The organism is Olleya sp. HaHaR_3_96 (assembly GCF_019278545.1).
Taxonomy (GTDB): domain Bacteria; phylum Bacteroidota; class Bacteroidia; order Flavobacteriales; family Flavobacteriaceae; genus Olleya.
Genome location: NZ_CP058987.1, coordinates 3,559,401 through 3,585,614, shown reverse-complemented (window position 1 = coordinate 3,585,614; position 26,214 = coordinate 3,559,401). Strand labels below are relative to the sequence as shown.

General features: G+C 32.0%; 20 protein-coding genes. 13 read left to right on the top strand and 7 right to left on the bottom strand.

Annotated elements, in window-relative coordinates:
- Positions 1 to 12: 12 nt before the first annotated feature.
- The 7 genes from H0I26_RS15835 to H0I26_RS15805 are packed head-to-tail and all read right to left on the bottom strand — an operon-like array spanning position 13 to position 4,619.
- Positions 13 to 456 (bottom strand): molybdenum cofactor biosynthesis protein MoaE, encoded by a 444-nt coding sequence (locus tag H0I26_RS15835; RefSeq protein ID WP_101019182.1) that lies wholly within the window; start codon positions 454 to 456, stop codon positions 13 to 15.
- A complete protein-coding gene (gene moeB, locus H0I26_RS15830; protein ID WP_218699934.1) occupies positions 446 to 1,534 on the bottom strand; it encodes a HesA/MoeB/ThiF family protein in 1,089 nt (362 codons plus the stop codon). The genes H0I26_RS15835 and moeB overlap by 11 nt, the downstream gene beginning before the upstream one ends.
- 10 nt (positions 1,535 to 1,544) lie before the next feature.
- The gene (locus tag H0I26_RS15825; RefSeq protein ID WP_218699933.1) at positions 1,545 to 1,778 is read right to left on the bottom strand and encodes a MoaD/ThiS family protein; all 234 of its coding nucleotides are present in this window, start codon (positions 1,776 to 1,778) and stop codon (positions 1,545 to 1,547) included.
- Positions 1,762 to 2,346 carry a molybdenum cofactor guanylyltransferase gene (locus tag H0I26_RS15820; RefSeq protein WP_218699932.1) on the bottom strand — a complete coding sequence of 195 codons (585 nt, stop codon included), beginning with the start codon at positions 2,344 to 2,346 and terminating at the stop codon, positions 1,762 to 1,764. The genes H0I26_RS15825 and H0I26_RS15820 overlap by 17 nt, the downstream gene beginning before the upstream one ends.
- Position 2,347: 1 nt before the next feature.
- On the bottom strand, positions 2,348 to 3,088 hold the full coding sequence (locus H0I26_RS15815; protein WP_218699931.1) for a sulfite exporter TauE/SafE family protein: 741 nt from the start codon (positions 3,086 to 3,088) through the stop codon (positions 2,348 to 2,350).
- Between the two features lie 4 nt (positions 3,089 to 3,092).
- Positions 3,093 to 3,401, bottom strand: coding sequence for a winged helix-turn-helix domain-containing protein (locus tag H0I26_RS15810; RefSeq protein WP_256935343.1), 309 nt, complete (start codon positions 3,399 to 3,401; stop codon positions 3,093 to 3,095).
- A gap of 39 nt (positions 3,402 to 3,440) precedes the next feature.
- Positions 3,441 to 4,619, bottom strand: a complete 1,179-nt coding sequence (locus H0I26_RS15805) for a molybdopterin molybdotransferase MoeA (protein ID WP_218699930.1) — start codon at positions 4,617 to 4,619, stop codon at positions 3,441 to 3,443.
- A gap of 462 nt (positions 4,620 to 5,081) precedes the next feature.
- Between H0I26_RS15805 and H0I26_RS15800 the strand changes: the two genes are divergently transcribed.
- From H0I26_RS15800 to H0I26_RS15710, 13 genes are all read left to right on the top strand, one after another.
- A complete protein-coding gene (locus tag H0I26_RS15800; RefSeq protein ID WP_218699929.1) occupies positions 5,082 to 9,353 on the top strand; it encodes a PAS domain S-box protein in 4,272 nt (1,423 codons plus the stop codon).
- Position 9,354: 1 nt separating this feature from the next.
- Positions 9,355 to 15,915, top strand: a complete 6,561-nt coding sequence (locus H0I26_RS19805) for a PAS domain S-box protein (RefSeq protein WP_256935148.1) — start codon at positions 9,355 to 9,357, stop codon at positions 15,913 to 15,915.
- Between the two features lie 179 nt (positions 15,916 to 16,094).
- Positions 16,095 to 16,508 (top strand): hypothetical protein, encoded by a 414-nt coding sequence (locus H0I26_RS15760; protein WP_218699928.1) that lies wholly within the window; start codon positions 16,095 to 16,097, stop codon positions 16,506 to 16,508.
- 11 nt (positions 16,509 to 16,519) lie between these two features.
- Complete coding sequence (locus H0I26_RS15755; RefSeq protein WP_218699927.1) at positions 16,520 to 16,936, top strand: hypothetical protein; 417 nt, start codon at positions 16,520 to 16,522, stop codon at positions 16,934 to 16,936.
- Positions 16,923 to 17,702: a PAS domain-containing protein gene (locus tag H0I26_RS15750; protein ID WP_218699926.1), complete on the top strand. Its 780-nt coding sequence runs from the start codon at positions 16,923 to 16,925 to the stop codon at positions 17,700 to 17,702. The genes H0I26_RS15755 and H0I26_RS15750 overlap by 14 nt, the downstream gene beginning before the upstream one ends.
- Before the next feature lie 113 nt (positions 17,703 to 17,815).
- On the top strand, positions 17,816 to 19,258 hold the full coding sequence (locus H0I26_RS15745) for a hypothetical protein (RefSeq protein ID WP_218699925.1): 1,443 nt from the start codon (positions 17,816 to 17,818) through the stop codon (positions 19,256 to 19,258).
- Between the two features lie 50 nt (positions 19,259 to 19,308).
- Positions 19,309 to 20,760, top strand: coding sequence for a hypothetical protein (locus H0I26_RS15740; protein ID WP_218699924.1), 1,452 nt, complete (start codon positions 19,309 to 19,311; stop codon positions 20,758 to 20,760).
- 181 nt (positions 20,761 to 20,941) lie between these two features.
- Positions 20,942 to 21,706 carry a hypothetical protein gene (locus H0I26_RS15735; protein WP_218699923.1) on the top strand — a complete coding sequence of 255 codons (765 nt, stop codon included), beginning with the start codon at positions 20,942 to 20,944 and terminating at the stop codon, positions 21,704 to 21,706.
- 248 nt (positions 21,707 to 21,954) lie between these two features.
- Complete coding sequence (locus tag H0I26_RS15730; protein WP_218702101.1) at positions 21,955 to 23,043, top strand: sensor histidine kinase; 1,089 nt, start codon at positions 21,955 to 21,957, stop codon at positions 23,041 to 23,043.
- Between the two features lie 8 nt (positions 23,044 to 23,051).
- Entirely contained in the window at positions 23,052 to 24,377 is a 1,326-nt protein-coding gene (locus H0I26_RS15725) for a sigma-54-dependent transcriptional regulator (RefSeq protein ID WP_218699922.1), read from the top strand.
- 192 nt (positions 24,378 to 24,569) lie between these two features.
- Positions 24,570 to 24,734, top strand: coding sequence for a hypothetical protein (locus H0I26_RS15720; RefSeq protein ID WP_157814170.1), 165 nt, complete (start codon positions 24,570 to 24,572; stop codon positions 24,732 to 24,734).
- 19 nt (positions 24,735 to 24,753) lie between these two features.
- Positions 24,754 to 24,891, top strand: coding sequence for a hypothetical protein (locus H0I26_RS15715; protein ID WP_218699921.1), 138 nt, complete (start codon positions 24,754 to 24,756; stop codon positions 24,889 to 24,891).
- Positions 24,892 to 24,908: 17 nt separating this feature from the next.
- Positions 24,909 to 26,213: a Glu/Leu/Phe/Val family dehydrogenase gene (locus H0I26_RS15710; protein WP_101019154.1), complete on the top strand. Its 1,305-nt coding sequence runs from the start codon at positions 24,909 to 24,911 to the stop codon at positions 26,211 to 26,213.
- Position 26,214 lies beyond the last annotated feature (1 nt).

The following is a 26,214-nucleotide window of genomic DNA, read 5'->3' as shown; positions in this document are numbered from 1 at the left end:
TGAGTTATTTATTTATTTATTTGCTTTCCATTGATGTGTGTCATCTTCAAAAATTTCTTTTCCAAAAACAGGAACATGCGCTTTAATCTCTTCAACAATGTATTCGATAGCTTTAAAAACTATTTTTCGTCTGGGCGACGATGCAAAAACAAATAAACATATTTCGCCAGCCTTAACAGTTCCTATACTATGATAAATATGCATGCAGGTGAGGTCAAATTTCTTAAAAGTAGCTTCTCTTATCGTGTTAAATTTTTCGTTAGCCATCGTTTCGTAAGCAGTGTATTCTATAGCTGTAACAATTTTATTGTCAATCACATCTGCTCTTACTTGACCTAAGAAAATATTATGAGCGCCAATACTTGTTTTAGTTTGATGTTTAGCGATAGCTGTTCCAATAAATTCTGAAGAAATTGGGCCTTGTTTAAAAACGCTTTTAGTTTTTTTATCTGTCATGATTTAAGTGTTTTTCTAGGTGTATTTTTATTTCTGAAATGCCTTCTTTAATAAAATAGCATTGTTCTATTTTTAGTGCTTTTAATTTAATAACAGCCTGTTTACTTCGTTTTCCAGATTGACAAAAAAGTAGGCTTTCTTTTTTTAAATCGATTTTATTTAAGTTGTTTTCTAAGTCACTTAATGGAATAGAAGTGATGCTGAGACCTTCTATTTTTGGTAGCTCATTAAGTTCTCTTACGTCTATAAATTGAATATTAGCTTTGGTTAAAGCTTCAATTATCGAGATTTGGTTTGCATGTGTGTCACAAGCAAAGGAGCGTTTTTTGCTTTCAAAATCCTGTTGTTCTTCTAATACTTTATTGATTTCTTCTTCACGTTTATTAATTTTTAAAATAGAAGATTTAAATTGTAGCGCATTATAAATCAATAGTTTTCCTGAGAGGATGTGACCTATTTCAAGAATGATTTTTAGTACTTCATTAGCTTGCATGCAGCCAATTATGCCTGGTAAAATACCTAGCACACCAACGTCTTCGCAGTTGCCTGATTGTGTGTGCTCTTGTTGATTAGAAAACAGACATCTATAACTTGGGCCATTATTATAGTTGAAAACGGATACCTGGCCTTCAAATTTGTAAATAGCACCAAAAACGACCGGTTTGTTGGAGATAATAGCGGCGTCGTTTATAAGATAACGGGTTTCAAAATTATCTGTACCATCGACAATAATATCGTATTGTTTAAATAACGATAGTGCATTTTGATATGTTAATAGTATTGGGTAAGCTGTTATTACAATAGAATTATTTAAGTCGGTAAGACGTGCTTTCGCAGCCTCTGCTTTGTTTAAACCAAGGGATGATGTGCCAAATAAAACTTGACGTTGTAGGTTTGATAATGCTACGGTGTCAAAATCAACAATACCAATTTGACCAACTCCTGCGGCTGTTAGATATTGTAAAATGGGACAGCCCAAGCCGCCAGCACCAATAACTAAAACTTTTGCATTTAAAAGTTTGTCTTGACCTGTTTGTCCAATTTCTGATAATACGATATGTCTACTGTATCTATTCATTGTTTTTAGTTCATCCACCTGCAAATGGCGGTAAAAGGGCTAATTCATTGTCTGTAACTAGGGTGTCTAAAGGCACTAATTCTTGGTTCTGTGCGACTTGAAAATCTTTGTTTTTTAAGTCTGGATATTTTTGGTATAACACCTCTAATAATTCGGAGATACTATTGTCTAAAAATAAGATATCCTCCTTTTCGCAATTTGTAATCTCAGCTATAAGACCAAAATATTTAATGGTTATTATCATTGCTTATCTTTTTTAACTGTTCTGGTGTATTTATGTTTGCAGTATAGTCTTCTAAATTTTTATCTAAATTAATCGTTTTAACAGTACAAGAGTTTACAGCAATTTTTAAGCGTCTTTCTCCTTCTAGTAATAATTTATAAAATATAGATTCACATTGTTTTTTATACAGTGCTATAAGGGGCATAGTTTGTCCTTTGCTTTTAATCTGTACGATGTCTACATCATTTTCGATATTAGAAATTAGTTGTCTTAAAATGGTTGTATTTATCAATGGGATATCACAACTTAAGACTAAGTTGTAGTCGGTTTTGGAAGCTTTTAGCCCTGAATAAATTCCAGCTACAGGTCCAGCGTTTTCTATGTCGTCTTCTATTCGTTTAAATCCAAAAATATCATGTTTTTGGATGTTGGAAACAATAATTATTTCTGAAACTAATGGTTTTAAAGCAATACTAATATGTTTGATAAATGGGGAGTTATGCAATAGTATTAACCCTTTGTCTGTTCCCATGCGTTGGCTTTTGCCGCCAGCAAGAATAATTCCTGTTATGTTTGTTCTGTCTAGCATTTTAGGTGAACATAAGTTTTAGACAGGCAATTGCTAAAACAAATGCAAGCATGTATTTGAGTTGCTTATTGTTGCTGATTTTACTGCCATAATAACTTCCTAAAATAGCGCCAATTATAGCTACTGCTACTAGTATGAAAATGTTTGTTTCTAATGTAATTCCTGTGGTTAATTGTCCAGCAAATCCGGAAGCAGAATTGACAAAAATAAATAAGGCAGAGACGGCAGCAGCAGTTTTCATGTTCCCCCAATGTAATAGCAGAATTATTGGGGTTAAAATAATACCGCCTCCAATACCAATTAATCCAGAAAAGAATCCGATTATGGCTCCTAAAGCCAATCCTTGCCAGAGTTTTACATCTTTTATAGAATCGTTTTTTACGCCGAAGACATTTAGCATTTTAAGGATAGAAAAGACTAATAAAACAGCGAGTATTTTTTTGTATAAAGACGCATCAACATCCAAGATACCGCCTAGAAAAGCAAATGGAATAGAAGTTATTGCGAATGATAAAAATAAATTTTTATTAAAATGACCTTCTTTAAAATAATAGTAAAATGAAATGCTAGATACAAACAAATTTAAGAGTAAGGCAGTAGGCTTCATGGTTTCTGGAGCAAACGAAAACAAAGACATTAAAGCTAAATAGCCACTAGCTCCGCCATGACCAACACTTGCATATAAAAATGAAACTATAGGTAAGATGAATAGGAATAAATAGAGATGTTCTGTTTGTAGCATATATTTAAAAGTCTTCGATTTGCGCTAATTGGTTATCTAAAAACTCCCAACAGTTTTTGTTAATCGTGTCAAAAGCAATAATTATTGATTTTCCATAGTCTGTTAGTGTTGTTCCGCCACCGCCTTTTCCGCCAATACTATTTATGGTGACTGGTTTTTTAGCAGATTGGTTGACAGAATCAATTAAGTGCCATGCTTTTTTGTAAGATAAGTGCAATGATTTTGCAGCTTTAGACAGAGAGCCTGTTTCTTCTATAGCTTTTAGTAAGCTTACACGGCCTTCTCCTAATAAGACATGGTTATTGTGTTCTATCTAAATTCGACTTTTAATTTTATAACTCATATCAACTAATTATATTGGTAGTACAATAACTTCTACTTGATCATTAATATTTATTTTATCGGTTGTACTGGGCATAAAAACAAGCGCATTAGATAAGGCAAAGGTTTGCAGCATAGCAGAACTCTGTCCTTCTAAAATGGTCACGCTTTGATTGGAGTAGTGCGCTTTTAAAAATTGAGGACGGTCTCCTTTTTTGTTGAATTCAGAATTCGATTTTGCTTTAATTCTAGGAAGCTCAATGCTATCACGATTCATTAATTTTTGTAATGCAGTGTAGACGTAGATATAAAAACAAGTTAAAGCAGCAGCAGGATTTCCTGGTAATGCAAAAATGGTAGCTTGATCTTTTTTTCCAAAGAATAAAGGCTTACCTGGTTTTTGTTTTACTTTATAAAAAAGTGTATCTACTTCTAAAGCGTCTAGTGCTTTACCAACAAAATCGTAATCGCCAACCGAAATTCCGCCTGAGATTATAACGACATCCTTTTCGTTAATTAATGTGTTTAATATAGAATAGGTTTTGTTGAAATCATCTTCAATTTTGTGAAGCGTTACATCGTAAAATTTTAAGTTGTACAATGCGTTTTGAAGCATTTTAGAATTACTTTCATATAGCTTTCCATAAGTTAGAGGCTGACCAGCGTCAATAAGCTCATTGCCCGTAGTTACTAAAGCAATGGATGGTTTTTTTAATACGGAGACGTCGGTAATACCTAAACCAGTAAGATAGCCAATAGCTGCGGGTGTTAATTTTGTTCCTTTGGGTAAGGCTAAGTTTCCTTTTGTAACCTGTTCTCCTAATGGACGAATGTTTTGGTTGCTTACTATATTGCCTTCCGTTTGTAAAATGTTTTCTTTTACACTAACGTTTTCTTGAATTACAATAGCATTAGCGGTATCAGGAACAGGGGAGCCAGTAAAAATGCGTACAGCGTCTCCGGGTTTTAAAATTGGATTGCCATTATCACCAGCTTTTATTTCGCCAACAAGGGTGTAGTTTAAATCTTTGTGTAAATGTACTGCGTAACCATCCATTGCGGATTGCCTAAAAGGGGGCATGTTTATAGTTGCGTAAATGTCTTTGTATAAATTGTAGTTTCCAGATTTTTCAATGGGTTTTATAACCTCTTTTAAAAGTGGTTTACAATTATCTTTGACTTGCTGAATAGCGTCTTTAATTAAAATCATTTGGAGCGTTATATCTTTTAGGATATAACACAAATATAACTAGAATAAAAATAAAACTAAGTATTTATATGGTAAAATTAAGTATTAGTACTTAGTTTGTTTTTGCATTTAGAAGGAGTTATTTATGCAATCAGGAAATTATTATCTTTTATTTTAGAGGTTTTCAAGAATGATAATCCAGATAGAAAGAAGTTATATGAATTTAATTAATTTGGTTGTAAAATAAATTCAATGATTGTTATTAATGTAAGAAATGGCTTTCTTTTTAAGAAAAAGTAACTTTTTGCACTAAAGTCTGGTTTGATCGCTGTTTTTAATCATATTATTTAACAATTGTTAGCTTTTTTAATTTAATTAAATTATCTTTTTCACGTGTACTATATTTAATTAGATTAGAGATAATATTTATTAGATATACTTTAAATGTAATAGAAGATAACTAATAAGAATCCCCTCTTTTTTATGAGCGAGACCGGAACAAATTTAATTGAAGAATTACAGCAGTTATATGGTTTTTCATATAGTTTTATAGAATCACTAAGTGATGGCTTATTGATTATTAATCTTGAAGGAAAGATAATAATACAAAATTCGGTAATAAGTAAAATAACTGGTTTTGGTAAAGCCGATTTAGTAGGAGCAAAGGTGCCTTTTCCTTTTTGGCCAGAAGAGTTTCATGATAAATATATAGGTCTTTTTAGTGAGCTGTCTAAAGGTCAAATAAAGAAGGAATTTAAAGTTGTTTATAAGCATAAAAATGAGGACCGTTTTCCGGCGTCTATTTTTTTTTCCTGTATTAAAAATAATAAAGATAAAGTGATTGCTTATATAGCAGTTATAGAAGAGGTCTCTAAAGGAGAAGTGTTTACGCCAAGTGCAGAATCTTATAATAATGATATATTTTCAGTATTAAATTACAAAAAAAAATACTTAGAAGTATTAAGTAAGAAAAAAGTAGCTTTTCAATTAGAAACAACGCTAGATAATATATCGGATGGGTTTATATCTCTAGATACTAATTGGTGTTATACTTATATTAATAAAAGCGCGGCAAAACTTTTAGGAAGAACACCAGAGATGTTAATAGGTAAACATATTTGGACTGAGTTTCCTGAAGGGGTTGGGCAGTCTTTTTATAAAGCGTATTATAAGGCTTTTGAAACGCAAGAGACCGTATATTTTAATGATTATTACGAGCCGTTAGATAGATGGTTTGAAAATAAAATACACCCCTCTTCTGCTGGAATAGCGATTTACTTTAATGATATTACAGCACTTAAAAATACAGAAGCGCTTTTAGATAAAAGTGAAAAGAATTTAGAAAATATAATTAATAATATTGGAGATCCTGTTTTTGTAAAAGATGATCAAAGTAGGATGCTTATTATTAATGATGCCTTTTGCAAAATGTTTGAAATCTCTAAGGATCAACTTTTAAATAAGTCAATGCCTGATGATGTGTTTTCTGAAGATTGGGAAAAATTTATAGCTATTGATAAAAAAGTACTTGAGACAGGTGTTGAAAATTTATCAGAAGAAAGTTTTGATCTTGAAGGAGCAGAAAAACAAATCATTTCAACTAAAAAAGTGAGGTTTATTGATGATGAAGGTGACAAGTTTATAATTGGTACAATAAGAAATATTACAGAGCAGAAAAAAACGGATGCTAATAGCCAAATGCTATCGTCTTTAATAGAAACTAATGAAGACTTTATTGGTTTAGCAACGTTAGAGGGTGTTCCTATTTATTTAAATACTAATGGTAGGCAATTAATGGGCTTAACAGTGGATGATAAAATGCCTGCTTTTATATCTGACTTTTTTCCTAAAGATTATAGAGATAGAATAAAAAAGGAACATTTGCCTAGTATTTTCGAGAATAATAAATGGAGTGGGGAAACACACTTTAAAAATTTCAAAACAGGAGATTTAATACCTGTTGAAATGGCTGGGTTTTTAATTAGAGATACCATAACCAATAAGCCTATAGCATTAGGGGTTGTTGCAAAAGATATTACAACACGTAAGGAGGCTGAACACAAATTAATAAAAAGTGAGCAGTTATTTAAACGATTAACATCCAAGGCCCCAGCAGGGATATTTCAAACAGATACTGAAGGTGCTTGTAATTATGTAAACAAGAGATGGTTAAAGTATGCAGGATTATCTAATGAAGAGGCAATGGGGTATGGTTGGGCAACCACAATTCATCCTGAAGATAGTGAAAGGATAATTGTAGAATGGGAGAAATACATGTTGTCTGAAGATAATGAGCTTGAAACGGATTTTAGGTTTTTACATAAAAACAACACGGTGACTTGGGTATCGGTAAAAACGGTTGGGACTTATAATGCAGAGAATAAGTTGTATGGGTATATCGGAATGGCTCTTGATATTACAGATCGAAAAGAAGCTGAGGCAAAACTAATAAAAAGTGAACAATTATTTAGACGACTATCTTCTAATGCTCCAGTAGCTATTTTTCAAACAGACAAAGAAGGAGCTTGTAATTATGTAAATGAAGAATGGATGAAATTTTCTGGGTTTACTTTTTCTGAAGCTTTAGATTTTGGTTGGTCCAATGCTATACATCCAAAGGATAGAGATAAGGTTGTTTTAGAATGGCAAAAGTCTGTGGCTTCAGGAGAGGAGTTTGTATTAGATTATAGATTTCTTGATAAAAATGGTAAGGAAACGTACTTGTCTGCAAAAACAACAGGTTTATACGATATTAATAATCAGTTGTATGGTTATGTAGGGATGCTTGTTGATATCACAGAACGTAGAGTCGCAGAACAGAAGCTAATAAAAAACGAAAAGTATTTAAATAATATTATTAATGCTATTGGAGATCCTGTTTTTGTAAAAGATGATAAAAGCCAATTAATACTAGTAAATGATGCGCTTTGTTCTATTTTTGGACTTTCTAAGGCTGAGGTTATTGGGAAAACGCTCTTGGAAAACATGCCTTCGGATGCTAGAGAAAGAGTATTGGAAAATGAAAAACAATTGCTTTTAACAGGTGTTGAAAGTATTACAGAAGAAATTTTGAATTTGAATACCAATACGAATGATCTCCGAATTTTTTCTGCAAAAAAAACACGTTTTATAGATAGTAGTGGAGATAAATTTATAATCGGAGTGATAAGAGATCTTACCGAAAGTAAAAAAGTAGATGAAGAGATAAGGATGGCACACCAACGTCTTACAACGCATTTAAATAATTCACCGTTAGCTATAGTAGAATGGGATAAAGATTTTGTTATTAGCAGCTGGTCTGAACAAGCCAAGAAAATATTTGGTTGGGACGCGTCAGAAGCGATAGGGAAACAATTGATTGATTTAAATTTAGTTTATGAAGAAGACATCCCCTCTACAAATGTTATTTCTGACCAATTAAGGAGTGGCAAAGTCAAAAGTAACAAGATTATTAACCGTAATAACACTAAAGAAGGTAAGGTTATTTATTGCCAGTGGTATAATTCTGTTTTACAATCTACCGATGGTGAGGTAGAAACAGTGCTGTCTTTGATACAAGATGTTACAGATAGTAAGGTAGCCGAAGAAAAGTTAATAAATAGCGAACAATTATTTAAGCGATTATCATCTCACGCACCAGTTGCAATTTATCAGTCAGATAAAGCAGGTGTATGTAATTATGTGAATGAGGAATGGTTAAAGTATTCAGGATTGACTTTTAATGAGTCTTTAGGTTTTGGATGGGCCAACGCAATACATCCGGATGATCAGGCTCGAGTTTTAGAAGAATGGCAGTACGCTGTTTCTACAGAGACGGATTTGATTTCAGATTTTAAGTTATTAAACACAAAAGGAGAAGTATTATGGCTTTCGGCTAAAACGACAAGCTTATATGATCTAAATAATAAATTATATGGTTATATCGGAACGCTTGTCGATATTTCTGATCGTAAAAAATCAGAAATTGAGTTAGAAAAATACAGAAATAATTTAGAACAACTAGTAGCGTCTAGAACGTCGGATTTAGAAAAAGAAAAGGTTAAAGCGCAATCGGCAGATTTGATGAAATCAGCCTTTTTAGCAACCATGTCACATGAGTTAAGAACACCAATGAATTCCATTATAGGCTTTACCGGTATTTTGTTGAAAGAATTAGCAGGGCCATTAAATAATGAGCAAAAAAAGCAAATTACAATGGTTAAAAATAGTGGAATACATTTGCTTAGTCTGATAAATGATGTTTTGGATATTTCTAAAATAGAAGCGGGTAAATTGAAGGTGACTTTTAGTCCTTTTAATTATTTAGAATCTTTAGAAAAAGTTACGGCATTTTTATTACCACAAATCTCAACAAAAGGACTAACACTAAGTACTCAGATTTCAGAAATGGAAGTTATACTTGATAGTGATCAAGGAAGGGTAGAGCAAGTTTTATTAAATTTACTCTCTAACGCTATTAAATTTTCAAATGAAGGTGCGATTATTATAAAAGTTGCAATTGTTGATCAGGTACTTGTGACACAAATTGTAGATCAAGGAATTGGTATAAGGTCAAAAGATATTAATAAATTATTTATACCTTTTGCTCAACTTGAAATTGGGGATAAGAGTAAACAAGAAGGAACAGGGCTTGGGTTGTCTATCTGTAAAAATTTAGTTGAAAAGCTAGGAGGCACCATCGAAGTGCAAAGTCAAATAGGAAAAGGAAGTAATTTTACATTTAAATTACCAATGTCATATTCTAATAATAAATAATATGAAGACGATATTAATAGTAGATGATATATTTGAGAATCTTTACTTACTGCGCGTAGTTTTAGATAAAGCGGGGTATAAGGTTATTGAAGCTAAAGATGGTAAAGTCGCATTAGACCAATTAGAAAACACTTCAATAGATTTAATTGTTTCTGATATTTTAATGCCTGTAATGGATGGTTATATGCTGTGTCAAGCTTGTAAAAAAGACGAGCGATTTAAAGATATTCCATTTGTTTTTTACACGTCTACATATACTGAGAAAACAGACGAAGATTTTGCTTTAAAATTAGGTGCAGCTCATTTTTTAAGAAAACCGACAGACCCTGATGTAATCCTTGAGTTAATTGAAAAGTTATTAGAGGTCGATCATAAAATTACTACACCTCAAAATAAAGAACAATTTACAGATCAAGAAGTTTTAAAGCTGTATAGTAAACGATTGATTAGTAAATTAGAACAGAAAAATTTAGATTTAGAAAAAGAGGTTTTTGAACGTAAAACAATAGAACAAAAACTAGTTGATGAAAATATAATATTAGATTTAATTGCGAGTAATACGCCAATTCAAAAGGTGTTTGATCATATTATTAATAACTTTCAATCTCATAATTTAGATTTAATGGCATCGATTAGTCTGTTAGATCAAAATGGAACTCATTTAAACCTTATTTCTGCTCCAAAACTCCCAAAATCTTATAGTTTATCTATCAAGAAATTAGAAATAGGTAAACAGGTGGGGTCTTGTGGTACTGCAGCGTTTACTAAAAAATCAATAATTGTATCTGATATAAGTACAGATAAATTGTGGGTAGATTATAAAGATTTGGCTTTAAGCCATAATTTAAAATCGTGTTGGTCCATACCAATACTTTCTGAGGAAAAAACTGTTTTTGGAACCTTTGCTATTTATAGTAATGCTATTAAATCTCCATCTTTAGAAAATATTAGAGAATTAAACTCTGCGGTTAATCTAGCCAAAATTGCGATTGTAAAGTCCAATATATTAGAAGAAATTAGAATAAGAGAAGAGTCTTATAGATCTTTAGTTAATCAAGCAAGTGATGCTATTTTAACGTATACTTTTGATGGAGAAATACATGATTTTAACAGAGCAACTCACATAATATTAGGATATACTAGTAAAGAGTTTTCAAAATTAAAACTGCAAGATATTATTGTTGGTGATATTATTGAAACTCCAGAAATTTATAATCAAATTATTAAAGGAATAGCTGTGATTTTTGAAAGACAGTTAATTTGTAAAAATAAGTCCCTGATAGACATAGAGATTTCTGCTAAAAAACAAAAAGATGGTAGAATATTATCTATTGGACGTGATATAACAGAACGTAAAAAGGATGAAATAAAACTTTTAGAAAGCGAATATAATTTAAGGCAATCTCAAATAGTTGCTAATATTGGTTCTTTTACTATCGATCTTACTACAAAAACATGGGAGTGCACAGAGGCATTAAATAATGTTTTTGGTATCGATGCATCATTTGTGAGAACATTGAAGAATTGGGGCCGGGTTATTCACCCTGAAGATAGAAGTCAAATGCTAAGTTATTTAGAATATTGTATTCAAAATAATAGGAAAATTGATCGCGAATATAGAGTGGTAAAGGAGGATACTAAAGCTGTTATTTGGGTACATAGTATTGGCGAATTTCTTTTTGATGGTGATACAAATCCTATAAAAATTATTGGAACAACTCAAGATATTACAGAGCGAAAACAATCTGTAATAAAATTGCAGGAAAGTGAATACAGTTTAAGACAATCTCAAATCGTTGCGCGTATTGGAACTTATACTATAGACTTGCAGCAAAATTCATGGGAGAGTTCCGATATATTAGATGAGATTTTTGAAATAAAAAACACTTATGTAAGGGATCTAGAGGGGTGGAGTGCTATTATTCATCCAGATCAAAGAGAAGAAGTGATATCGTATTTTGAATATTGTTTCAAGAAAAAGAAAAAAATTGATATTGAATATAAGGCAATAACAATAGCTAGTGAAAAAGAAATTTGGGTGCATGCTATCGGAGAATTAGTACTTGATGCTGATGGAAATGCGATAAAAGTCATTGGGACTTCTCAAGATATTACAGAACGTAAGAGCGCTGAGGTAAAAATTCAAGAAAGCGAATTTAATTTAAGGCAATCTCAAATAGTTGGTAATATAGGCTCTTATGCTATAGATTTAAGCACCATGACTTGGACAGGGTCTTTAGTGTTGTATAGTGTTTTTGGTATCGACCAAACGTATGATAAAACAATGGATGGCTGGGGAGAACGGATTCATCCAGAGGACAGAGACGAATTACGAGACTATTTAGAAAATTGTATTGTAAATAATTTAAAATTTGATAAAGAATACCGTGTTTTAAAACACAGCACTAAAGAAGAAGTTTGGGTTCATGGAATTGGAGAATTAATTTTAGATAGAGAAAACAATCCTATAAAGTTAATTGGTACCATACAGGATATTACCAGTCGTAAACAATCAGAGTTAAAATTACAAGAAAGTGAGTATAATTTAAGGCAGTCTCAAAAAGTTGGTAATATTGGATCGTATACGATTGATCTTAACACCAAGACTTGGGAATGTTCTTCTGTGTTAGATAATATTTTAGGTATAGATGCATCATTTGTAAAAAATATCGAAAATTGGAATACTATTATTCATCCTGACGAAAGAAAAGAAATAGAAAAATATTTTAATGATTGTATTATAAATCAAGAGAAGTTTAATAAAGAGTATCGCATCATAAAAGTAGACACTAAGGAAATTATTTGGGTGTATGAAATTGGTGAATTAATTTTAGATAAAGAAGGCAATCCTTCAAAGGTTATTGGTACAAGTCAAGATATTACGGATCGTAAAATAGCAGAAATAAAATTACAAGAGAGTGAATATGACTTAAGACAATCTCAAATCGTTGGTAATATAGGGTCCTATAATGTAGATCTACAAGCAATGACTTGGGAAGGGTCGGCGGTATTAGATACTATTTTAGGAATAGACAAATCCTATTTGAAAACAGTAAATAGTTGGAATGATCGTATCCATCCAGAGGAGCGGGAAGAAATGTTAAATTATTTTCACGATTGTATATTAAATAAATCAAAATTTAATAAAGAATATAGGGTTGTTAAATTAAATACCAAAGCAGAAATTTGGGTACTTGGTATAGGGGAGTTGATGTTTGATAACGACGGTCGGGCGATAAAATTGATAGGTACAATTCAGGATATTACGCTCCGTAAACAATCGGAAATAAAACTTCAAGAAAGTGAAAAATCTTTAAAAGTAGCTCAAAAAATAGCAAAAACAGGGAGTTTTAATTTAGATATAAAAAAATTAACTGGGGAGACTTCTGATACTTTTAAAGATATTATAGGTGTAGCATATGATGCGATTATAGATTTTAATCTTTGGAAATCAATAGTGCATCCTGAAGACAGAGTGCTTATTAAGGATGGTGTTGTAAAAAGTCAAATGCTCAAACAAAAGTTTGATGCACAATATCGTGTTATAACTAAAGATAAAAAGGAATTAAAATGGATTCATGGTTTAGGAGAAATCGTGTATATTAATGGGAAAGCAACTAATTTTATTGGTACTATTCAAGATATTACCCAACGTAAAAAAGCAGAAATAGAATTAAAATTAATCAATGAGTTTACGGACAACTTGGTCATGTCCTTGCAAGAAGGGTTGTTGTTACTTGATGTAACTGGTAAAATTATAAAGGTTAATGAATCGTTGTGTCATATATTGGGGTATTCAGAACAGGAATTGCTAGGGATGACGTTACCATATCCATTTGCAAGGCCTGAAGATGTAGGTAAAATGAATGACATTGAACAAATGTTATCAAAAGGAGAGACACCTTCATTTCAATTAGAATTTATACGAAAAAATGGAATAAAATTTATAGCTTCATTTCTATCGGGAAATATAAAAAATGACGCAGGAGAGATTGTAGCTGTATTCGCAACAGTTAAGGATATTTCTGAAGAGGAAAAACTGAAGGCGACGTTAAAAGACATCGCAATAAAATCTACAGAAAAGAAGGACGTTATATTAAAGCTTGCTAATTTAGTGGGACAAGACTTAGATACATCGTTAAATGAAATAACAAAACTAGCTGCAAAAACGTTAAATATAAAAAGAGTTGGTGTATGGAGTTTTAACAAAGATAAAGATCAATTAACTTGTGAGAAGTTATATGCATTAGAAGATAATAAATACAGTTCTGGAGCTGTTTTTAAATATGAAGATAATCCGGACTATTTTAAAGCTTTAGATATAAATCAAACTATTCTAATTACTGATGTTCAAAATAATAACATATCAAAACAATTTTTAAAGAGTTATTTAGAGCCTAATAATATCACTTCTCTTATGGATGTATTTATTAATAGTGCTACCGGGTATTATGGTGTTATTTGTTTTGAGAATGTAGGATTACCCTTAAAACAATGGGCAGCAGAAGATCAAGAATTTGCAACGTCTATAGCGAGTATTGTATCTCTGATACTAGAAAGTACGGAGCGAAAAATAGCAGAAACAGAATTAAGATCCGAAAAAGAATTTTCTGAAAAATTAGTGACATCATTAAGAGAGGGGTTGTCTGTAGTTAATTTGGAAGGTGTTCATATAAAAGTTAATCCAGCGTTATGCGAAATGACTGGATTTACAGAAGAGGAATTGGTTGGTATTAAAGCGCCTTTTCCGTATTGGCCACCAGAAGAATACGATAGGATTTATAAAGAATTTAATAGTCCATTGCAAGGTTTAGGAGTCGTTAAGCATGCTGTTTTGATGCGTAAAAATGGAGAACGATTTCCTTGTACGTTATCAGATTCGGTGATTAGAAACAGCGAAGGTAAAGTCATGGCTTATTTTACAACCATTAATGATATTACAATACGTGTAAAAGCGGAAAATATTTTAAAAGAAAATATTATAAAATCAGACCAAAGAAAAAACACTATAATAGAGTTGGCTAATCTAATTGGTGAAGACTTTGAGTTGTCATTAAAAAAGATTACAGCAACAGCTGCTGCTGCACTAAATGTCGATTTAGTTACAATCTGGGAGTATAAGAAAGAGAAAACGGAATTGTTAAGCAAACAGTTTTATAATGCGATTAGTCAAGAATATGAAACCGAAGGATTAACCATAAGAAAAAATGATTTTCCGAAGTATTTTGATGTCTTTGAGGATCGAAATAGCATAAATATTGCGGATGTTGTCAATAACCCGATAACTAAAGCATTTTCGGAAACATTCTTTATCCCGTTTAATATTTCGTCGCGTATTGACGTTGTTATTTATGGTCGAAATAATAATTATGGTATCATTAGTTTTGAAAGCACAACTCCTAAACGTGTGTTTACTAATGATGACGAAAGTTTTGCAACTTCTATAGCTAGTATTGTGTCATTAATGGTGGAGAGTAAAGAGCGGACTTTAGCAGAAAATAAAATTGCCCAAACTAATACGCAGCTTTTAGAAGCTAATAAAGAGCTAAGTAAATTAAGAAATCAATTAGAGCAAGAAAATGTATACTTAAGAAATGAGTTAGATTTAGTGTTTAACTATGAAGAAATGGTCTATGGAAGTGTAGAGTTTAGTAATGTTTTAAATGAAATTGAAAAAGTAGCGCCTACAAAAGCAACCGTTTTGCTATTAGGAGAGTCAGGGACCGGAAAAGAGTTATTGGCTAGAGCATTACATAAAACAAGTCCTAGAAGTAATAAACCATTAATTAAAGTCAATTGTTCTGCAATACCAAGAGAGTTAATAGAAAGTGAATTGTTTGGCCATAAAAAAGGATCGTTTACCGGAGCATTTAGTGATAAAGTCGGTAAGTTTGAATTAGCAGATGGGGGAACGTTATTTTTAGATGAAATAGGAGAATTGCCTTTAGATATGCAGCCTAAAATTTTAAGATTTTTACAAGAAGGAGAAATTGAAGTCGTTGGTGGCTCTGTGTCAAAAAAAATAGACGCCAGGATAATTGCAGCGACTAACAGAAATCTTTTGGAAGAAATTGCAAAGAAACAATTTAGAGAGGATTTATATTTTAGACTTAATGTGTTTCCAATTGCAGTGCCTCCATTAAGAAAAAGAAAGGATGACATCCCACTACTTGTAGAACATTTTGTAGATAAATTTAATAAAGCCTACGATAAAACAATTAAATATATACCTGATGACGCTATGAGTCAGTTAAAAGCCTATAATTGGCCAGGGAATATTAGAGAACTGGAAAACTTAATAGAGCGAGCATCCATATTATCTACAAGTGAGACTCTGAACATACCAGGTTTTGAATCGTCTAATCAAATAACTAAGCAACGTATTAATGTTGTGGACTTGTCTTTAGATTCTGTTTTACGTAATCATATACTCCAAGTTCTTGAAGAGAGTCAATGGAAAATTAGCGGGCCAAAAAGTGCCTCTGATATTTTAGGACTAAAACCTAGTACTTTACGCGATAAAATGAACAAATTAGAGATTAAAAAGCCTAAAAAAAAGTAACGGTATTCCGTGGATAGTATTTTATCTCTTTAATTCTACACGGTATTCCGACACCTTATTTATTTCGTGAAATTAAAAATAAAATCACAAAATACTGATAATCAGCATTTTGTGATTTTTTATTTTGACTATTTCATTTTTGGCATCTGTATTGAAACCTGTTTTTCAAATGGATAGTTATGGTAAACGAAAAACTGACAGACAATTTTAAATTTTGGGTAGATCATAATGTGATCTATTGCAAAATATTTAATGATTTTGATGGTGTAAGCGATGTAGAGGATGTCGATAACATTTTCTTGAATGCTATTTTCAGATTATCTAGAGATGTGCACATGCCTATTTTGTTTAATCTTGAAGAGTTAAATTCTGCGACATCAATAAAAGTGTTTAGGTATTTGTCAAAAAGCAGGTTATTAAAATCATTAGCACTATCAAAAACATTTTTGGTTAACTCTTATAAATTAAAATTACTTCTCGATCTACATAGTTTTATGTGTAATCCTTCGATTCCAGATTTGATTTTTAAGGATTTTAACGCAGCAATTAAATATTGTAAAAATGATAACAGGGCTTATAATTCACTAAATTAAAATAGTTTATTATGGAAAACCCAGTAGCATTTGGACACGGAAAATTTTTAACACATTATGACGATGTTGTTTTTTTTCAATTTAATAATAGCGAGAGCTTTTACAATTTAGATTTAAAAACAGCAAAAAAAATCATAGACATAGTCGTGACATTATGTAATGGAAAACCGATGTCATTTATAATAGATATCAGAGGGTTTCGTGGCTCTTTTTCGGCAGAAGCAGCAAATTTTTTAGCTAATTCTAGTGAACTACTAAAATTAAGAATTTCTGAAGCATTTATAACTAATTCAATAGCAACTAATTTATTAATAGCCTCTTACAAGAGAATATATGACCCGGTTACACCGCATGTTATATGCGATGAAGTAAGGTCGGCAGAACAATATTGTTTACAATCAAAAAACACTTTTTATGGAAGCGATTAAATACTACTTATCAAACGACTTAAACGAAGATGTTTTATCTCTAATTAAAGATAATTCATTAATTACTATTACGGATGCATTAGGGAGAGTGGAGTATGCAAACGACAATTACTGCAATACAATAGAGCGGAGAGTAAATAGAGTTAGTGGGGAAGCTCATGAATTATTAAAGTCTCATTTACATACAGGTTTGGTTTATAAGGACTTATGGAGAACCTTAAAAATGGGACATAGATGGACAGGGGTTTTAACAGAAACACTTGAAAGTGGAAAGGTTATTTGGTTAGAAGCAACTATAATACCTATTGAATGCGATATTGATAGGCAGACAAAATTTCTTGGTTTATACAAGGATGTTACTAATCTGTACGAAAGAAATAATGCCTTATTAGAAGCAAAAACAAAAGCATTGGATTTTATTGAAAGCTTACCTTTTAACGTGTTTTCTATCACAAAACATGGTAAAATTTTAAATGTGAATAAGGATTTTTGTGATGTAAAAAAAGCAGATTTAATTGGGACCTATCTTTATGACCATATTGAAATGAGCATTTTCGAATTTTTCAAAAAAAATATTGATGCGGCCTTTAGAAGTAAAGTACCCAATCGCTTTGAGACGTCTAAATATAATTCTAAAGGAAAAAACATATTTTATAGTGTCATCGTAGCTCCTGTTTTTAACGAATTAGGCGGTGTTTTTTCAGGTACAGTGACCATACAAGAAATTTTTAAAACTATAAATTTAGAAGGAAATGAAGAAGAATAAAATGTTATACTTTTTAATAAAACTCAAACATTAGAAAGTATAAATAAAACTACTAACTAATCTATATCTCAAACTAATCTATGTTATAGGTTTGAAATTGTAACTCACTTATTATGAATGATTTTAAATTAAAAATACTCATATTTATTGCTTTTGTTAGTCTGAACAATAGTGCTTTTTCTCAAGTAGGAATTGGTACTGTTATTCCTGATCCTTCGTCGGTGTTGGATATTAGTTCAACAGAAAAAGGAATGCTAGCTCCAAGAATGACGTCAGTTCAAAGAATAGCAATAGTAAGTCCTGCTGAAGGGCTTTTAGTTTTTGATATAGATGAAGATCTCTTTTATTTTTATGATAGTACCGTTTGGGTGCCATTAGAGTCAGCTGAAAAAAGAAACAACTATAAATTGGTTAAAAGTATAGCGGATTTGGCTGACGAGTTAACAGCTGGTGGTGGATCAAAATATCAATTAGATGAAAATTATATGTATGAAATTAATGGTACTATACTTTTTGACTTTCCAATAGATTTAAATGATGCTTATTTAAGAGGGCATGATACCGGAGAAGATATTATTTTAAATAATTCGGGTTCTGCTTTATTTAGTGGCGTTAATGGTGGGCGTATTAAGGATTTACTTATTAATGGTAATGGGCAACAGGTATTTGATATTACTGGATCAGGGACAGAAAATGTTATATTTTATAGTGTCGTTGTGATTGGAGCTTCGTCAATAGGGGCATTAAGTAATTTAAATACAGTATATTTTGAAGTGTTTCAATCGTTATCGTCAGCTAACGGTTTAAATCTTTCAAACATAAATAACTTCTATTTGGATAAAGGGTTTTGGCCAGCTAGTAATGGTGGGACTTATTTAACACTGTCAGGGACATTTGTTAATGTACAAATTGCAAATGGTCGGGTTGTAGCAGATGGAGGAGAAGTTGGATTAGATGTGAGTGCAAACCCTATAATTACAAATTCAGCGTCTTTGGATGGGGTAAGTTTTTCTGGTTTAGGAAATCATGTTGTAGGTTATACTACAGGAACCTATTCTGGTTATAGTTTTTCAACGGATTGGGATGTCGATTGTCCAGGTATTCCTGTTGAAAGAGATGGAAATGCTACAGGTAATATTAACTTAGATTACGCTGTGGGAGCAGGAGCAAGCACAACATTTACAGGTACAGGAACATCTAGTAGAAAAAAATTAGAAGGAAATACAACGTCAACTAATTTATTTAGATTTAGTTCAGTAGTAAACAATAGAATTACCTATGAGGGTAATAAAAAAAGATATTTTAGTGTATCTGCGAGTTTATCTTTTCAAGGAAATAGTAACAATAATATTTTTATATTCTATTTAAGTAAAAACGGTACTATTATAGAAGAAACCAAGGTGTATAGAGAGGTCGGTACTAATAATGATGTTGGCGCTTTACCTATAGTAGGTACTGTTGAATTATTACCGAATGACTATGTTGAAGTTTGGGTTGAACGCTTTAGCGGTACAGGCAATCTGCTATCTGTGTCTTTAAACTTAGTCGCTAGATAGTTCGATTTAATTACAATAAAAATACAACCAAATTAAAACCTACCTTAATTATGAGAAATTTTAAAACATTAATAATCGTAGTTGCACTTAGTTTAAATTATATTGGCTTTTCCCAAGTGGGAATAGGTACAACAACTCCAGATCCTTCTGCAGTACTGGATATTAGCTCGACAGATAAAGGGATATTAGCGCCAAGGTTAACCTCTGTCCAGAGAATAGCAATTGTAAGTCCTACAGACGGATTATTGGTATATGATACAACAGAAAGTGCTTTTTATTATTACGAAGTGAGTGCTTGGGAAAGAATGGATTCTGAAAAGCGAGATAATCATAAACTAATTAAATCAGAAGCTGATTTAGCTGATGAGCTTGCTGCAGGGGGAGGAAGTGAGTATTTGTTAACAGCAGACATGTTATATGAAATAAATGGTACAATTACCTTAGCTCATTCTATTGATTTAAATGATGCCTATATAATAGGATTAGATACTAATGAAGATATTTTGGTAAAAGCAGGAGGTACTATGTTTATTGGTACATCGGGAGGTAGTATAAAAGGACTTACATTAACGGCGCCCGGAGGAACAATTTTTAATATGACAGGAACTAGTGCAGATAATTTTGTTTTTAGAGATGCTGTAGTTGCTAATTCAGCTTCAGTAGGAACAATAGGAGGTTACGGATTAGCTTTTTTTAGTATTATTCAGTTTTCAGGAAATACAACAGGTGTAACGTATAGTAATATCGGAGAACTGCTTTTAAGTAATATGGGGTGGCTATCTACTAATACTGGTACGTATGAAACCTTTACAGGTAGTTTTGATATTTTAGAAAAACAAGGTGGTTTTTCTCAAGTAGATGGGGCTGCTATAGGTATAGATGTTAGTAGTAATCCGACAGTAGCTAATGGAATATTAACAGGGGCTAGTTTTAGTGGGACTAGTACGCAGTATATAAATGGTTATTCAGTAGGATCCTATCCAGGATATAATTTTGATAACAGTTGGTCGGTAGACTGTCCAGGGTTACCTGCAGAGTCAGATCAATTAGCTACTGGGCATTTATATTATAATGGAGCTATCACTAGTGGGTTTTTACAAAACGTGACAAATGGGGTTGCTTTTAATTTATCAGGAAATAGTAATACAAATACTACAACGACAGTAAATTTGTTAAGAGTATCGTCCCCTCAAAGTAATAGACTGCTTTATGAAGGAAAGAAAACTAGAACATTTCAAATAAGTGCATCGTTATCTGTTAGAGGGAATATTAATTTAGGAGATTATTATGCCTTTTTTATAAGAAAAAACGGAACGACAACTCTAACCGAAACTAATACACTTATGAGGGTTAATGTTTTAGCTGATATTACAAGTAATTCAATTTCAGGAACAGTAGAGTTAGAACCAGGAGATTATATTGAAATTTGGGGAGAAAAATTAGTCGGTAGTGTTATTGGATCTTCCATAGCAGTCTTTTCTTTAAACCTTAACATAAAATAATTAGTAGTAGTTTTTTTTTAGTTTGAGTAAAACCTTCTATTTAGTAAATAAATAGGAGGTTTTTTAATTTATGATAATTAATAGTCAATTAAACAAGTAGTATAATTATTTCAAAAAAATATTGGCTTATCTTGCAGCGTTTTATTTGTAGTTAATACAAATAGTATAATAAATTACAATCATGGATAGAAGTCGTAATAACGAGGACACAGTAACACAAATAAATAAAGTAGTAGAAAACTATTTTAATACGCATACAGATGTAGATTGGATACCAGCAAAACAGATCATGTCGGATCTCGTACAAGCAGGTGTTTTTGTAAAGGATCAAAAAAAAGGATTACCACTTCGTAAAGTATTACGTGCTTTGGATAAAGATAATGCTCTAGACACAATCCCGCTATTACATCCAGAAAGAACAGATACTGCTGTGTATTGGTATTTTGTAAGAGCAGGGGCTAGCTTTCCTAAAAATGAAGCTATAACTGCAGTGTCTAAAAAAGATGTCGCAAAAGCAAAAAGAGAAAGTACAGACGAGTTTTACATTGTTACACTTTGTGATGAGATTTTGAAAGAAGCAGCTTCGCGTAAGCATACGTTTTCTTGGTTATTTGGAGATATGCACAAAAAAGGTAAAACAAGAACATTGTTGCCATTAGCAGCATTTTATGAAGAGGCTAATTTAGTTGTTGAATTTGCTGAAAAGAAAAATAAAACGGAAGCGCAATTAGCAAAATTAGAAGAGTTAACTGTAAGTGGTATTACTAGAGGTCAGCAAATAGAAAAATATAACCATAGAAGAAAAGAGATGTTAGCAAAAAAGGATATCAATGTAATTACCATTGATTATTCTTTATTTGAAACAGATGATAAAAAGAATTTGATTAGAGATAAAAATGAGGATGTAGGACTACTTAAAAAAATACTGAAACAGTATATAAAATAAGAAAGCTTACAATAACGTTATTTATTTAAAAAAGTGCAATTCTAATGGTTATTAGATTGCACTTTTTTTATGGATAGAAATGTACTGTCTAAAGTAATATGTTAAATGGTGCACCTTGTATTTTGAAAATTGGTTAATTTTAATGTATTGAAACTAAAACCTGCTTAAAAGCTAAATAGTATTTAAAATATACCATTTAGAACTTTAAAAATGTATTATTGAATAAAAACACTTGTGATCATACTATAATGAATACAACAGAACAAGCTTTAAAAGAACGTATTAAAGAGTTAACCTGTCTTTATGAAGTATCTTCGATAATAGGTAATGCAAATGCAGAACTTATTGAAGATACCCTACAAGCTATTGTGTTTAGTATAAAAAAAGCATTTCAATATCCTGATTATACCGAAATTGAAATTACGACACAATCCCATATTATTTCAACTTTAAATAACCTAGACAACACTAATACTATTCAAGCCGAAGTACGATTGTTTAATGAGGTTAAAGGGCAAATAAAGGCATGCTTGTTTGAAAAAGAGAGCAAGAATATCGCTTTTTTAAATGAAGAGCAACTGTTATTGGATAACATTGCGCTTAAGTTAGGTAGCTTTTTAGAACGTCTTGAAATTCAGAAAAACGAAACGTCCTTAAAACGTCAAATGGAGCGTACAGATCGTTTAGCTATTTTAGGTGAAATTACTGCAGGAATAGCACACGAGCTGAATACTCCTTTAGCTAATATTCTAGGTTTTGCAGAGTTATTGCAAAGTGATTTAGAAGATACTAAGGCATTAGAAGACGTCGATAAAATTATTAAAAACGCCATATTTTCTAGAGAAGTAGTTAAAAAGCTAATGTTTTTTGCTTGCGAAATGCCACAAGAAATGAACCGTGTTAATTTAGTACCTACTATTAAAAATGCGATTAATCTATTAGAAGCTACTTTTAGAAAAGAGCACGTAAAGTATATAGTAAAAATTGAAGAAGAAGACTTGTCGTTACGTGCAGACCCAATACAGTTGACTCAAATTATTTTCAATTTATTAATTAATGCCATTTACTTTTCCCCAAAAGAAGGGTTGGTTACTATAGAAGCAGAAACAACGCAAAATAATATTGTTTTAAAAATATCAGACGAAGGAAAAGGATTGTCTAAAGTTGATTTAGATAAAATTTTTCAACCGTTTTTTACGACTAAACCAATCGGTGAAGGTTCTGGGTTAGGTTTAAGTGTTGTACACGGTATTGTGGCTTCACATAAAGGTACAATTACTGCTAAAAATAATACATGTAAAGGCGCTACTTTTACAGTAACACTTCCAAAACAATAATTTACGCTATGCAATTACGTAAGGAAAATATACTTATAGTTGATGACGATGTTAATATCTTAGAATTATTGCAACGTCATCTTCAATCCTGGAATTATCATGTTTTTAAAGCGGTTTCAGTTAAAGAAGCAGTGGCAATTTTAAGAGATACGACTATAGATTTATTAATAACGGATTTACGGATGCCAGAATTAGACGGTTCTGAGTTGATTAAATTTGTGTCAGAACATTATCCTAAAATGCCAAAATTAGTAGTGACTGGTTATCCTTCAGTTCAAGACTCATTAATCGCTATTAAATCCGGAGTGGTGGATTATTTGACCAAACCATTTACAAAAGACGAATTAAAATTAGCTTTAGATAAGTCATTACCACTTTCAGCAAGAAAAGAAAAAATAACTAAAACGGCTATAGGAGAAAATACTACAACGTACGGAGAGATTATAGGACAGTCAGAAAAGATTAAGGACGTTATTCAAATTATAGAACGTGTTAAAGATAATAAAGCAACCGTTTTTATTAAAGGAGAAAGTGGTACGGGTAAAGAGTTAGTAGCAAGAGCAATTCATTATCAAGGTAAGTTTTCTCGCGCCCCTTTTATTGCTGTAAACTGTGGCGGGATACCAGAAAATCTTTTAGAGTCAGAACTGTTTGGTTATGTTAAAGGCGCGTTTACAGGTGCGGAAAATAATAGAGAAGGCTTTTTTCAAGCAGCAAATGGCGGCACTATTTTTTTAGATGAAATAGGAAATGCATCACTGGCAGTACAGTCTAGATTATTACGTGTGCTGCAAGAGAAAGAAGTGGTTAAAGTAGGCGCTACAAAAGCCGATAAAATTGACCTTCGTATTATTGCGGCCACTAATAGTAACTTACAAGAGATGATACAGAAACAAACCTTTAGAGAGGATTTGTTTTACAGGCTGACCGTTGTTGAGATTGAAATTGCACCATTAAGAAAAAGAAAAGATGATATCTCACTTTTGGTCGATAAGTTTTTGTTTAAATATGGTGTAGAGTATAAAGATCGCTTTATAAAAATGACACCAGAGGCACTATCTATTTTAAAACGATATGACTGGCCAGGAAATATCAGAGAATTAGAAAACATTATCCAACGTGCCGTTATTATGTGCGATAAGGTGATAGATGTCCCACAGTTACCAGAGCATTTAAAATATGCTTTAAAATTTTCAGCAGAAACCTTACAGCCTTTAAAAGTTATTGAAAAACAATACATTGAAAAGGTATTAAGAGCTACGGATAATAACAAGACTAAAGCTGCTGAAATTCTTCAAATTGACAGAAAGACCATTCGTCAAAAACTTTCGTAATAGCTTATTCTAAGCGATTCATTTTTACTCAACTGGGTAAATAAGTCTCACTCAACAATATATTCGTTTATAGTCAAGATTAGTCAAATCCCTTTAACACAAAGGGATTTTCCTTGTTGTGGGGTGTTGTTCTCTTGTTTTGGCACAGGCATTGCTTTTTAGAAAGTATAATAGATAATAAATTTTACAACTATGAATCATTTTAATATTTGTCCTGTTTGCGAGCACCAAAGCACATGTGTATTAACCGCTCAAAAAGACAAAGTTTGGTCTTGTAGCGAGTTTGATAAGCGCAAACCAAAACAACCCATTTCAGCTAGCGTAAAAGAAGTAGAACAAGAGCTAGAATTAGTATAATTTTTTAATAATAAATATTATGATTTTTAATGCATTACTATCTGTTTTTGGAACAAAAAACACATCTGATAAAAAATCTAATGGAAGTGCGGCACGCCATAGATACATTACAGAAAGATATCACGAGAGAGCAATAATCAATCGCTATTTTAAATAAAATTTAAATATATAATAATGACAACAGTAACAGCGGATTTAAAAAAAGTAACAAAAAAAGTACCTGTTAGAGGTATGATGGATAATGTTATGGAGCAGTTTAATAGTGCTGCAGATCATATAAATCTACATCCTAATATTAGAAAAATATTAAGTATTACCAATAATGAGATACTAGTCAATTTTCCAGTAAAAATGGATAATGGCGAAGTAGAGATTTTTACAGGTTACAGAGTGCAACACAATAATGCTTTAGGACCATATAAAGGGGGGTTACGTTATCATCCAACAGTAGATATTGATGCGGCTAGAGCATTAGCAATGTGGATGACTTGGAAAACGTCGTTGGCAGGATTGCCATATGGTGGAGGTAAAGGGGGGATTAAGATTGATCCCTCTAAATATTCGCAATCAGAGCTTGAACGTATTACAAGACGTTTTACGTTTGCTTTAGCAGATAATATTGGACCAGAACATGATATTCCTGCACCAGATGTTAATACTAGTAGTCAAACGATGGCTTGGATTGCAGATACTTATATGAGTACGCGTCCACCTGCAGAACGCACAGCAAATCAACACGTCGTAACAGGGAAGCCTGACGGTAGTGGCGGATTAGAAGGGCGTGACCGGGCAACGGGTTATGGTGTGTATTTATCTATTAAATTTTGGGCAGAAAAAAACAATTTTAATTTAATTGATAAAAAGTTTATTGTTCAAGGTTTTGGTAATGTAGGCTATTGGGCAGCTCATTTTTTAGAAAAAGATGGTGCTAAATTAGTTGCCGTTCAGGATGCTTTTGGAAGTATTGAAAATCAAAATGGTATTAGCGTAGAAGATCTTTTTAAATACACTCAGATTAATGAAGGGAGTATTGTTAATTATCCAAACTCAAAAGTAACTGATAAAAATAAATTTTTCACTTTAGACTGCGATATCTGTATACCTGCTGCTCTAGGAAATCAAATAACAAAAGAGAATGCCTCAAAAATTAAGGCCAAATTGATTGCAGAAGGGGCAAACGGACCAACAAATGTAGAAGGAGAAAAAATTCTGTTGGATAGAGGGGTGGCTATCATACCTGATATTTTATGTAATTCGGGAGGCGTTGTTGGTAGTTATTTTGAATGGTTGCAAAACCGAAATGGAGAGATTTGGCAACTAGAAGAAGTGATGGCTAAATTGGATAAGAAGATGAAAGAATCTTTTAATAAAGTGTATGATTATGCCATTAATGAAACTATAGATATGCGTACAGCTGCTTTTTGTATAGCTATCCGACGTATTGAAAAAGCATACATACAAAGAGGGATTTTTCCTTGAT

Bases quoted from the DNA above. Each gene is read 5' to 3' on its own strand.
- H0I26_RS15835 (WP_101019182.1), bottom strand. From the start codon at position 456: ATGACAGATAAAAAAACTAAAAGCGTTTTTAAACAAGGCCCAATTTCT.
- moeB (WP_218699934.1), bottom strand. From the start codon at position 1,534: ATGAATAGATACAGTAGACATATCGTATTATCAGAAATTGGACAAACA.
- H0I26_RS15825 (WP_218699933.1), bottom strand. From the start codon at position 1,778: ATGATAATAACCATTAAATATTTTGGTCTTATAGCTGAGATTACAAAT.
- H0I26_RS15820 (WP_218699932.1), bottom strand. From the start codon at position 2,346: ATGCTAGACAGAACAAACATAACAGGAATTATTCTTGCTGGCGGCAAA.
- H0I26_RS15815 (WP_218699931.1), bottom strand. From the start codon at position 3,088: ATGCTACAAACAGAACATCTCTATTTATTCCTATTCATCTTACCTATA.
- H0I26_RS15805 (WP_218699930.1), bottom strand. From the start codon at position 4,619: ATGATTTTAATTAAAGACGCTATTCAGCAAGTCAAAGATAATTGTAAA.
- H0I26_RS15800 (WP_218699929.1), top strand. From the start codon at position 5,082: ATGAGCGAGACCGGAACAAATTTAATTGAAGAATTACAGCAGTTATAT.
- H0I26_RS19805 (WP_256935148.1), top strand. From the start codon at position 9,355: ATGAAGACGATATTAATAGTAGATGATATATTTGAGAATCTTTACTTA.
- H0I26_RS15760 (WP_218699928.1), top strand. From the start codon at position 16,095: ATGGTAAACGAAAAACTGACAGACAATTTTAAATTTTGGGTAGATCAT.
- H0I26_RS15755 (WP_218699927.1), top strand. From the start codon at position 16,520: ATGGAAAACCCAGTAGCATTTGGACACGGAAAATTTTTAACACATTAT.
- H0I26_RS15750 (WP_218699926.1), top strand. From the start codon at position 16,923: ATGGAAGCGATTAAATACTACTTATCAAACGACTTAAACGAAGATGTT.
- H0I26_RS15745 (WP_218699925.1), top strand. From the start codon at position 17,816: ATGAATGATTTTAAATTAAAAATACTCATATTTATTGCTTTTGTTAGT.
- H0I26_RS15740 (WP_218699924.1), top strand. From the start codon at position 19,309: ATGAGAAATTTTAAAACATTAATAATCGTAGTTGCACTTAGTTTAAAT.
- H0I26_RS15735 (WP_218699923.1), top strand. From the start codon at position 20,942: ATGGATAGAAGTCGTAATAACGAGGACACAGTAACACAAATAAATAAA.
- H0I26_RS15730 (WP_218702101.1), top strand. From the start codon at position 21,955: ATGAATACAACAGAACAAGCTTTAAAAGAACGTATTAAAGAGTTAACC.
- H0I26_RS15725 (WP_218699922.1), top strand. From the start codon at position 23,052: ATGCAATTACGTAAGGAAAATATACTTATAGTTGATGACGATGTTAAT.
- H0I26_RS15720 (WP_157814170.1), top strand. From the start codon at position 24,570: ATGAATCATTTTAATATTTGTCCTGTTTGCGAGCACCAAAGCACATGT.
- H0I26_RS15715 (WP_218699921.1), top strand. From the start codon at position 24,754: ATGATTTTTAATGCATTACTATCTGTTTTTGGAACAAAAAACACATCT.
- H0I26_RS15710 (WP_101019154.1), top strand. From the start codon at position 24,909: ATGACAACAGTAACAGCGGATTTAAAAAAAGTAACAAAAAAAGTACCT.